The sequence below is a fragment of the Paenibacillus ginsengarvi genome (genome assembly GCF_003626695.1).
Taxonomy (GTDB): domain Bacteria; phylum Bacillota; class Bacilli; order Paenibacillales; family NBRC-103111; genus Paenibacillus_AB; species Paenibacillus_AB ginsengarvi.
In genome coordinates this window covers 133985-143921 of the sequence record NZ_RBAH01000023.1, presented here as the reverse complement: position 1 = coordinate 143921, position 9937 = coordinate 133985, and the positions used below count along the sequence as shown (strand labels likewise).

Sequence of the window (9937 nt, the reverse complement as noted above, 5' to 3'; positions counted from 1 at the left end):
CGGGGTGGAAGCGCAGCAATGCGTGCAGCTGACGAATACTAATCGGTCGAGGGCTTATCCAAAGAGCCTCGGATACCCCCGAGGCACTCGATTCTGCTTCAATCGCTCGTTTCGCATCCAGTTTTCAGGGAATAACATGGAGAGGTACCCAAGAGGCCGAAGGGGGCGCTTTGCTAAAGCGTTAGGGTGTAACAGCCGCGAGGGTTCGAATCCCTCTCTCTCCGTTTAGTACCTGTAACTACTTTTATGATGGCGGTGTAGCTCAGCTGGCTAGAGCGTACGGTTCATACCCGTGAGGTCGTGGGTTCGACTCCCTCCGCCGCTACCATCATTATATGGAGGCTTAGCTCAGCTGGGAGAGCATCTGCCTTACAAGCAGAGGGTCGGCGGTTCGATCCCGTCAGCCTCCACCATCAATTTCCTCGTATGATAGACTTGCCATCGAGGAAAGATAAGAAGAACATATGGAGCTGTGGTGTAGAGGCCTAACATGCCTGCCTGTCACGCAGGAGACCGCGGGTTCGAATCCCGTCAGCTCCGCCATTTACTTCTTGCAAGGATGAAAACCTTCAATTAATACAACTACATATGGCTCGGTAGCTCAGATGGTAGAGCAGAGGACTGAAAATCCTCGTGTCGGCGGTTCGATTCCGTCCCGAGCCACCTTGAATGTCCGCTATCTTATTGCGGAACAAACATGGAGGCTTAGCGAAGTGGCCAAACGCAGCAGACTGTAAATCTGTTCTCTTACGAGTTCGGTGGTTCGAATCCATCAGCCTCCACCACTTCTTCTTGATCGAACGATCAGGCGTCACTTTAGGAAATATTCTAATGTGAGCCATTAGCTCAGTTGGTAGAGCACCTGACTTTTAATCAGGGTGTCGTAGGTTCGAGTCCTACATGGCTCATCTAACCTCGTCGCGTATAGCGGCGAGGTTTTTAGTTGCAAAAGACGCTTCCAAGCTCTGCATAATCGGCAGAACCCGGAAGCGTCTTTTAGTTTAACCCCGAAGCTCACGCAAACGTTCGGCGACGGCGTTCATCTTCTGCTCCATCGAAGCCGGACGATCTCGGCGGTCGTCGATTTTCAAATTCGTGCATACCCGGCTAGCTCCCTGAGCAAACGGAGATTCGTGCAGACGGCGGACAATGTCCAGTAGGACCGCTAGCTCCCCTTCAATCACGGTACTCATCGGCGTCAATTGAAAGTGAATGGATTCTCCGGCCTCTTCGAGTATTACCTGCATCTCTGCTACGTAGCGGCTAAGACTTGTCGTTTCCGTGCCTATGGGAATAACGGTAACCTCCACAATGGCCATACATTCCGCTCCTTCCTTCACCTTCTTTTTTTCTCTTTAATTGTACCTACTGATTTTGTCTATATACAATTTAGCGGCTAGGCGAAGGGAACGTCAACCCTCCATAAGGTATGAATGCTATGTCCCTGCTAGTTGGCGGGAACTTTTGCAGAACTTCTTTAATATCCCGTACAGGGATGAACCCCGTCAATTCGACGATTGGCTCGGGCATATCCGAATACAAATAAACGGTATGTTTGGATAAAATATCGTCGATATAGGCGATTTTATGGGCTCCCAGCACAAATTGACGCTGAAGCTTGCTCACGATCGTCTTGCGGTCCTGTATCGTTTCCACCCAATGCTGCAAAATACCGTTGCCGAAATGCTCTTCGCATCTTGCAAGCAAAAGGATGGAACCTCCAGGCTTTGTAAAGGCGGATGCATTTTGCAGCGTTTTGATGGATTGGTATAGGGACGAATCTTTCGGATAACCGCCCGCGGAAGCGACCACAAGCTCATAGGAGTTTGTTTGCTCGATAAAGAAACGATTGCGGGCGGCTTCTACCCCGTTTCGGTGTGCGTCAGCCCATTCACCGGCATAAGCTCCAAGCAGTTCCTGACGATGATTCACAATCACATTAAACAAAAAATGGATCGGTACGGTCTGCAGCGCCTCTGCCATATCATCATGAATCGGATTGTCCGGATCGCCAAGCTTCGCTTTGTAGCGTTGGGATAGGGCGTGATTTGCCTCGATACAGCGCTCGGAGGCCGTGCCGGGCAGAAGTGCCTTTACCCCTCCCGATACTCCGACAAGCCGATGCGGCTCAATATTGCCGGTTGCGATACGAAGATCGGCTTCGATTACATGTCGATTGATTTCGATCGGAGTACCTTGCCTGGTTATCCCTACAAACACACAGTCTTCGGGACACGCCGAATGGTTGAGCACCTTTACGCGGCGATATATCGTTTCACCGACGAGCCGGCGAAGCTCTGCTTCGGTATGCTTTCGGTGCAAGCCGAGAGCTACTACAATGCAGATTCGTTCGTCTGGAATACCGCCTTTGTTCAGCTCCTCGAGCAGGGCCGGCAAAAATAAAAAGCTGGGGCAAAGACGGGTACCGTCGCTGATAAGAATGACAGCTTGTTTCCGTCCCACAGCCAGTTCATGCAGCCTTGTGCCGCCGGCAGGCTGAAGCAGCGCTTGCCGAATAAGCGCGTCAGCCGAAGCGTCCGCTTCCGAGCGATAGGCGAGCAAGGCCGGAGGGTGCATTCCCTCCCAAAACACTTCAATGGAATTTTTACCGTAAGGGAATAATATGGATGCCCCTTCCTTCCGCTTGGATATTGGTTGTCTTGCGTATTTTTTTCATTTCTGACGCAAAACATGCTTTGGAGGAACGTTCCTCCGCGAACAGGGGGGGGCGTATAGTTTTCTTCCTCTTTGAAAATGTGTATCATGAAAGGGAAGAGGGAAAGCCAACTCGCGTTAGGGCAGGGGGAGTTTCATCATGGTGCAGTGGGATCGGATCATACAGCAGCTGGAGCACATTCTCGGTACCGAATTCCGACTCGAGCGGTTGCCTGTGGCGAAATGGAACCGGAATGCGGATGATGCCAAGTCGGCGGATAAAAGCCGTACGATCGAAGGGCGCAACCATTTTCTTTTATATAAGGACGGAGGGCATCTTCAGACAGCTTCTGTGGAAGAAGCGGCCCTGACTATATCGGAGAAGCAGCTCGTCGAGCTGATGCTGGAAGCGCAGCGAATGAACAACAAACACACTATGACGTCCGCTCACTCGGAGGACGAGAGGAAGGCCGGCGTTATCCGGGCATGGGTCGCCGATCAGCTCGAGCAGGGCATTACAGATACGGAGCTTCCCGAAACGATAACTCGCAGCTTTCCGCTGTATGCATCGAAAATACCGCTGCTTGTTTATGGAGATTATTCCGATCAGCGGAAGGCGGCCTACCAGGACTTGAAGAAGCTGCTGGAGTCTTTTTTTGACGGAGAAATCGCGCTCATCCCGCTGCTGGATAAAGAGTGGCTCGTGCTGGGACCGGAATCGCTGCTGCACGAGAGCGGCGACGGCGACGAGGAAACGATGGAGGAGATGCTGGCTTCGCTCGGACAAGCGCTTCATGAGATGCTCGCTACGGAGTGGGTCGGCGAGTGCCATGTGGCTGTCGATTATCCGATGTTGCCCGCCAAGTCGCTGCTGGCTTCGATCTATCGACTGAGGGAGACGATGAGTCTCGGGCGTACGTATCACGTGGCGGACAACATCCATATGCCTTGGCGGCTTCAATTGGAGAAGCTGCTGCAGCCGATCGGCGAGGAGCAGCGCCAGCAGTTTCTGGAGCGGGTGCTAAAGCGCGTAGATTTGCTGAAGGAAGCCGAGATGATCACGACACTCGAGCAGTTTATAACGCTCGATTGCAGTGTGAGCGAGACGGCCAAAAAGCTGTTCATTCACCGCAATACGCTGCTGTACCGGCTGGACAAGTTTAAGCAAGAGACAGGACTCGATGTCCGGACATTCCATCATGCGCTTCTTGTGCATGTTGCCCTGCTTTTGTACAAAGTAACGAAAAGAACCTAATATTTTTGTAAGCAATGTGCATAGTCTAGGAACTAGACGTAGGTTAATATATAGATATGCGAATCACGAACAATAGGGGGAATGTTCCATGGCAGGCTTGCGTTTGAACCACATCGTGAAGAAGTATCCAGGAGCTGCAGAATCTACGGTTAAAGATTTCAACCTCGAGATCAAGGACAAAGAGTTCCTCGTACTCGTAGGCGCATCCGGTTGCGGCAAATCGACGACGCTCCGTATGATCGCGGGACTTGAAGAAATTACTTCCGGAGAGCTTTACATCGGCGACCGCCTTGTAAATGACGTAGCTCCGAAAGACCGCGACATTGCGATGGTATTCCAATCCTATGCCTTGTATCCGCACATGAACGTTTATCAAAACATGGCGTTCGGTCTGAAACTCCGCAAATTCAAAAAAGCCGAAATCGACGCACGCGTGCGCGAAGCGGCCAAAATTCTCGATATCGAAGTACTGCTCGACCGCAAGCCGAAAGCTCTTTCCGGCGGTCAGCGCCAGCGGGTTGCCTTGGGCCGCGCGATCGTCCGCGATCCGCAAGTGTTCCTGATGGACGAACCTCTTTCCAACTTGGACGCCAAACTCCGCGTACAGATGCGCGCCGAAATCAGCAAGCTGGCTAAACGTCTGGAAACGACCGTTGTATACGTAACACATGACCAAACGGAAGCTATGACGATGGGCGACCGTATCGTCGTTATGCACCAAGGCGTTATCCAGCAAGCGGCTTCTCCGGAAGAGATCTACAACTTCCCGCTTAACATGTATGTTGCCGGCTTTATTGGATCGCCTTCCATGAACTTTATTCACGGTTCGCTTTCCGAATCCGGCGGTAAAGTGCGTTTCAAATCGCAAGGGGTGGATGTTGTTCTGCCTGAAGGCAAAGCGCAGCTTCTTCGCGACAAAGGCTACATCAACAAAGAAGTCGTGTTCGGTATCCGTCCGGAAGATCTTCACGACGAGCCGATCTTTATGGAGGGCTCCCCAGAAAGCCACGTGACTGCACAGATCGAAGTATCGGAAAACCTCGGTCACGAAGTTCAGCTCCACTTGAGCGGACTGGGCACGCAAGCGATCGTTGCCCGTGTCGACGGCCGTTCCGGCTTCAAAGAAGGCATGAGCATTAAGCTCGCTATGGACATGAACAAAATTCACATTTTCGATAAAGAAACAGAAGAAAACATCTTGCTGTAAGAATACAGCGCGGAAAGGCCGGCGGCTATCGCCGGCTTTTTTCGTTTCTATAGAAAAGCCGCAGCCGTAGTCGGTCTCTGTACCAACCGGATGAAAGGTTGCTTTCGCACCGTATTTCCATTACGATGAGAACATTGGAACATAAAGGAGACTTCAGGCATGGGGAAAAAGACGAAAGTATCCGACCTCGTCCACAATTTTCACCTCGAGGTCGTGACCGGAGAGGAAGGGCTCGGACGGCTCATCAAAGTGGCGGACATGTATCGGCCGGGCTTGGAAATGGCGGGATATTTCGCTTATCATCCCTGGGAACGGGTACAAATTCTCGGGCGGACGGAGCTGACCTTCTTCGAAACGTTATCCGCCGAGGAGCGGCGCGACCGGCTGACGAAGCTGTGCAAGGAAGAGGAAACGCCCTGCATGATCGTAACTCGCGGTCTGAATGTGCCTCAAGAGCTCATTCGGGAAGCGTCCGAACGGGGGCTGCCGGTGCTGCGCAGTCCGCTGGCGACGACGACGCTGGTGAGCCGGATTACCGATTATTTGGAGAACAAGCTGGCTCCGACGACGACGATACACGGGGTGCTGGTGGAGGTATATGGGATCGGGATGCTGATTACCGGCAGCAGCGGCATCGGCAAAAGCGAAACCGCTCTGGAGCTGGTCAAGCGGGGACATCGGCTCATTGCCGACGATGCGGTCGAGATTCACCAAACGGCCGATCATGTGCTCGTGGGCAACGCGCCCGAGTTGATCAAGTATTTGCTGGAAATTCGCGGAGTCGGCATTATCAATGTGATGACGCTGTTCGGCGCGGGAGCGATTCGGACGAACAAAAAAATATCGCTCGTCATCCGTCTCGAAACATGGCAGCAGGATAAGGAATACGACCGTCTCGGATTGGACGAAGAGCTGACCCGCATTATCGATACCGACCTGCCGCTCGTTACGATCCCGGTTCGACCCGGACGAAATTTGGCGGTCATTATCGAGGTGGCCGGCATGAATTACAGGCTGAAGCGGATGGGATACAACGCGGCGCTGCAATTTACGAACAAGCTGACCGAATCGATATCCGGAGATTTGGACGATCCGGAATGACGGGCGGTTCGAAACTGTTTGGTTAAGGGAGATGGCGTATGGCTTATTTGCTCGATCCGATCGCATTTGCACTCGGGCCGATTACGGTCCGCTGGTATGGCATCATTTTAGGTTCGGCGGCTCTGGTAGGACTATGGCTTGCGGTAATGGAAGGGAAGCGTTTCAAAATATCGCCGGACTTCTTCATGGACCTGCTGCTGATCGGCGTACCGTCGGCCATTATCGGCGCCCGGATCTACTATGTGGCGTTTAAATGGGACGCATACAAAAATAATTTGCTGGAAATATTCCAAATCTGGCACGGCGGCATCGCGATTTATGGGGCTTTGATCGGAGCGATCATAGCCGGGTATATTTATTTCCGCAGAAAAGGCTACAACTTCTGGCGAATAGTCGATATATGTGCACCGTCGCTCATTGCCGGTCAAATGATCGGCCGCTGGGGCAACTTCGTCAACCAGGAGGCGCACGGAGGGCCGGTAACCGAGGAGTTTTTGCGCAATTCGCTGCATTTACCGAACTGGATCGTCGATCAGATGTACATCCAAGGGCAGTATTACCACCCTACGTTTTTGTACGAATCGATATGGAATCTGGTCGGGCTGCTGCTGCTGTTCTGGCTGCGCCGACGTCCGTTTCTGCGCGCGGGAGAGCTGTTCTTCGCTTATTTTATATGGTACTCGGTCGGACGGTTCTTCATTGAAGGGCTGCGTACGGACAGTCTCGCTTTTGATGCGCCGGGCTGGCTGGCTTCCCTCGTGAACGCACTCTGGTCGCCGATGACGCTTGTTTTCGAGGCCGGATCGATGGATTACGGCAATGTCCGGATCTCGCAGCTGCTTGCTGTGCTGATTATCATCGCCGCGACTGTATTGATCGTTTTGCGCCGCAAAAAAGGATGGTCCGCGGAGAAGTACTCGGACCCGATCGTATCGACCAAAATACCGGCCAAACCGGCTGCCGAAGGCGAAATCACCTAAAAAACGCCGCCGAATTCGATTACGGGTAAGGAGATTGGAACTATTGGCTATCACGACTGCGCTTTTCGATCTGGACGGTACGATTGTGGATACGAATGAACTTATTATTCAGTCGTTTCTGCATACGCTGGAAGGGCAGACGGCAGAGCCGTACACCCGGGAACATATTATCCCGCATATGGGCTTCGCGCTTCAAGAGCAGTTGCGTTTTTTCACAGGGAAGGACGATGTGGACGAGCTGGCGGCCCGGTACCGGACATATAACGTGGAAAAGCATGACGAGCTCGTTCGCGAGTTCCCTTATGTCCGGGAAGTGCTGGCTGAGCTGAAGCAAAGAGGAGTGCGGCTGGGCGTCGTCACGAATAAAGTGCGTATGACAACCATGATGGGGCTGAAGCTGTGCGGGCTCGACGCATATATGGATACTGTTGTCACAGTCGACGATGTGGCTAGGGGCAAGCCCGAACCGGATTCCGTGCTCAAGGCGGTCGAGCTGCTGCAGGCCGACCCGGCGGAAACGATCATGGTTGGCGACAGCAAGTATGATATTTTGGCCGGCCAAAAAGCGGGCGTGAAAACAGTCGGCGTAAGCTGGTCGCTCAAGGGTGAGGAGCATCTGATGTCGTTCGGTCCGGATTACATGATCCGGGACATGAGGGAGCTGTTGAAGATCGTCGGCTGAGGCCGGGACACCCCGGCCGGTTATGACGGAGCGGCGGATACTCCGCGAAATACGAGGAGCGAGGGATCGGGCATTGAGACGAACGGAACGTTACCCGGTCGATGGACCGAACGCGCTCTGGCAAATGTACAAGACGGTCAGCCGGTGGAAATCGGTGTGGAACTTTGTGTTTATTCAATTTACCCGTTACTGTCCGTCGCTGCCGGTTAAAAATTGGGTGTACCGCCATGTGCTCGGCATGAAGGTGGGCAAGCATTCCGCCTTTGCGCTGATGGTGATGGTCGATGTGTTTTTTCCCGAGAAGATTCATGTCGGCGACAACTCCATTATCGGCTACAATACGACCATATTGGCACATGAGTACTTAATTCGCGAATACCGGCTGGGCGATGTGCATATCGGCTCCAATGTGATGATCGGCGCGAATTCGACCATATTGCCGGGGGTCACGATCGGCGATAACGCCATCGTCGGCGCGGGCTCGGTCGTGCATCGCGATGTGGAGCCGGGAAGCTTCGTGGCGGGCAATCCGCTTCGCGTCATTCGTCCCGCCGGAGAGTAAACGAACGTTATAGCAGGGCGGCCTCCTCTGGCAGGAGGCTTTTTCGTTTGAAGCGTTCGGGTCCGGATATGCCAAATGCTGCTATGAAAACGGGACTGAAAATGAATTGACGACAAACAGGCGTCGTGATAAACTAACAAGATAAATTCTTTATTTTGGTAGTATGGTAGCATGGTGTCGCTTTAATGCGTAGAAGCAAAAAACCGTGCCGCTCTCTGCCGAGAACGGGGTGTCACATGTCGAAACCGAAAGTGTTTGAGAAGCCGACCGGCGTCAAAGATTATTTGCCGGAAACGGTCGCCAAGCTGCGACGTATCGAATCGAACGTGCTCGAATGTATGCAAAAATGGGGATACCGGCAAATCATTACGCCGACGCTCGAATATTACGACACGGTAGGTGTCGCCAGCTCGACCTCGGACCGGAAGCTTTTCAAGCTGCTGGACAAAAAAGGGACGACGGTCGTACTGCGTTCGGACGTGACGGCGCCGATTGCACGCGTGGTCGCTTCGCTGTTAAAAGATCGTCCGTTTCCGCTGAGGCTTTCGTATCATTCGAACGTGTTCCGCGCATTCGAGGACGAAGCGGGCCGCGAGGCGGAATTTTTCCAAACCGGCGTAGAGCTGGTCGGCGATCCATCGGCTGATGCCGATGCGGAGGTCGTGGCGCTTGCGATTGCGTCTTTGAAGGCGGCGGGCATCCGCGAGTTCAAAATCGCCATCGGCCATGTCGGCTTCCTGAACGGATTGTTCCATGAAGCGCTCGCGGATTGTCCCGGCGAACAGGGGGCTTTAAAAGATCGGCTGCTGCAGCGGGATCATGTCGGTTATCGCGATTTGCTTCGCCGGCTCGGTCTTGCGGATTCGGTCCGCGAGAAGCTGGAAGGCATTTTGCGGCTGCGCGGCGGACAGGAAATATGCGATCAGGCAAGGAGCCTGTCGAAGGACCGTACGGCGCAAGAAGCGCTCCAGCATTTATGCGAAGTATGGGATGTGCTGAAAGCTTACGGCGTCAGCGAGCATGTGCTGATCGATTTGACGATGGTCGGCGATTTTACGTATTACACCGGCATGACGTTCGAAGGCTATGCGGCCGATCTCGGCTTTCCGGTATGCAGCGGCGGCCGGTACGATAACTTGCTGGCCCAGTTCGACCGGCCGGCTCCGGCTACCGGCTTTGCGCTCAAGACGAACCGGATGCTCGAGGTCGCGAATGTCGAGGGGCAGGACGCTCCATACCGGGCGCTTGTCGCCTACGCGCCGGACAGGGTCAAGGAAGCGCTGGCTCATGCGCAGGAGCTTCGCTCGCGCGGCAACGTTATAGTGGAAACATTGCGGATTACCGGTGATTCGGCTGCAGCATCGGCCGGCGGAAGTGAGCGGCTTGCGCGGCTTGTGCCGAATGCGGCGGAATACAACGAAGTGATCGAGTTCGCTTAAGCTTTCCCCGCAAAGTGGAGTCTAGGCTTCGATGAAGGATTAGAAAGGAAGATCGG

General features: G+C 53.5%; 9 protein-coding genes and 7 tRNA genes. 14 read left to right on the top strand and 2 right to left on the bottom strand.

Features of this window, described 5'->3' with window-relative positions; translation table 11 throughout:
- Positions 1-138: 138 nt before the first annotated feature.
- The 7 genes from D7M11_RS26545 to D7M11_RS26515 all read left to right on the top strand — a co-directional run bounded on the left by D7M11_RS26545 (position 139) and on the right by D7M11_RS26515 (position 908).
- Positions 139-224: transfer RNA gene (locus D7M11_RS26545), tRNA-Ser, on the top strand.
- Between the two features lie 27 nt (positions 225-251).
- Positions 252-328: transfer RNA gene (locus D7M11_RS26540), tRNA-Met, on the top strand.
- 9 nt (positions 329-337) lie between these two features.
- Positions 338-413, top strand: a tRNA-Val gene (locus D7M11_RS26535).
- Positions 414-466: 53 nt separating this feature from the next.
- Positions 467-543 (top strand) — tRNA-Asp (locus tag D7M11_RS26530).
- Positions 544-590: 47 nt separating this feature from the next.
- A tRNA-Phe gene (locus D7M11_RS26525) sits at positions 591-663 on the top strand.
- A gap of 36 nt (positions 664-699) precedes the next feature.
- Positions 700-785: transfer RNA gene (locus D7M11_RS26520), tRNA-Tyr, on the top strand.
- Positions 786-835: 50 nt separating this feature from the next.
- Positions 836-908 (top strand) — tRNA-Lys (locus D7M11_RS26515).
- Positions 909-1001: 93 nt separating this feature from the next.
- Here D7M11_RS26515 and D7M11_RS26510 read toward each other — a convergent pair.
- Both D7M11_RS26510 and D7M11_RS26505 read right to left on the bottom strand, forming a co-directional pair.
- Positions 1002-1319: an MTH1187 family thiamine-binding protein gene (locus D7M11_RS26510; RefSeq protein WP_120750277.1), complete on the bottom strand. Its 318-nt coding sequence runs from the start codon at positions 1317-1319 to the stop codon at positions 1002-1004.
- A gap of 70 nt (positions 1320-1389) precedes the next feature.
- A complete protein-coding gene (locus D7M11_RS26505) occupies positions 1390-2577 on the bottom strand; it encodes a nickel-dependent lactate racemase family protein (RefSeq protein ID WP_120750276.1) in 1188 nt (395 codons plus the stop codon).
- Positions 2578-2815: 238 nt separating this feature from the next.
- On the opposite strand from D7M11_RS26505, the gene D7M11_RS26500 reads away from it, so the two are divergent.
- The 7 genes from D7M11_RS26500 to D7M11_RS26470 all read left to right on the top strand — a co-directional run bounded on the left by D7M11_RS26500 (position 2816) and on the right by D7M11_RS26470 (position 9881).
- Complete coding sequence (locus D7M11_RS26500; protein ID WP_240041311.1) at positions 2816-3910, top strand: PucR family transcriptional regulator; 1095 nt, start codon at positions 2816-2818, stop codon at positions 3908-3910.
- 88 nt (positions 3911-3998) lie between these two features.
- Entirely contained in the window at positions 3999-5117 is a 1119-nt protein-coding gene (locus D7M11_RS26495) for an ABC transporter ATP-binding protein (RefSeq protein WP_120750275.1), read from the top strand.
- Between the two features lie 159 nt (positions 5118-5276).
- Positions 5277-6218: an HPr(Ser) kinase/phosphatase gene (gene hprK / locus D7M11_RS26490; protein ID WP_120750274.1), complete on the top strand. Its 942-nt coding sequence runs from the start codon at positions 5277-5279 to the stop codon at positions 6216-6218.
- A 38-nt stretch (positions 6219-6256) separates the two neighbouring features.
- Entirely contained in the window at positions 6257-7198 is a 942-nt protein-coding gene (gene lgt, locus D7M11_RS26485; RefSeq protein WP_193556286.1) for a prolipoprotein diacylglyceryl transferase, read from the top strand.
- A gap of 43 nt (positions 7199-7241) precedes the next feature.
- A complete protein-coding gene (gene ppaX, locus D7M11_RS26480; protein ID WP_120750273.1) occupies positions 7242-7880 on the top strand; it encodes a pyrophosphatase PpaX in 639 nt (212 codons plus the stop codon).
- A gap of 73 nt (positions 7881-7953) precedes the next feature.
- Positions 7954-8442, top strand: coding sequence for an acyltransferase (locus D7M11_RS26475; protein WP_120750272.1), 489 nt, complete (start codon positions 7954-7956; stop codon positions 8440-8442).
- A 236-nt stretch (positions 8443-8678) separates the two neighbouring features.
- Positions 8679-9881, top strand: coding sequence for an ATP phosphoribosyltransferase regulatory subunit (locus D7M11_RS26470; protein WP_120750271.1), 1203 nt, complete (start codon positions 8679-8681; stop codon positions 9879-9881).
- Positions 9882-9937 lie beyond the last annotated feature (56 nt).

What these genes read in the sequence shown, in the direction of transcription:
- D7M11_RS26510 (WP_120750277.1), bottom strand. Translation starts at nt 1,319, where the DNA reads ATGGCCATTGTGGAGGTTACCGTTATTCCCATAGGCACGGAAACGACA.
- D7M11_RS26505 (WP_120750276.1), bottom strand. Translation starts at nt 2,577, where the DNA reads ATGCACCCTCCGGCCTTGCTCGCCTATCGCTCGGAAGCGGACGCTTCG.
- D7M11_RS26500 (WP_240041311.1), top strand. Translation starts at nt 2,816, where the DNA reads ATGGTGCAGTGGGATCGGATCATACAGCAGCTGGAGCACATTCTCGGT.
- D7M11_RS26495 (WP_120750275.1), top strand. Translation starts at nt 3,999, where the DNA reads ATGGCAGGCTTGCGTTTGAACCACATCGTGAAGAAGTATCCAGGAGCT.
- hprK (WP_120750274.1), top strand. Translation starts at nt 5,277, where the DNA reads ATGGGGAAAAAGACGAAAGTATCCGACCTCGTCCACAATTTTCACCTC.
- lgt (WP_193556286.1), top strand. Translation starts at nt 6,257, where the DNA reads ATGGCTTATTTGCTCGATCCGATCGCATTTGCACTCGGGCCGATTACG.
- D7M11_RS26470 (WP_120750271.1), top strand. Translation starts at nt 8,679, where the DNA reads ATGTCGAAACCGAAAGTGTTTGAGAAGCCGACCGGCGTCAAAGATTAT.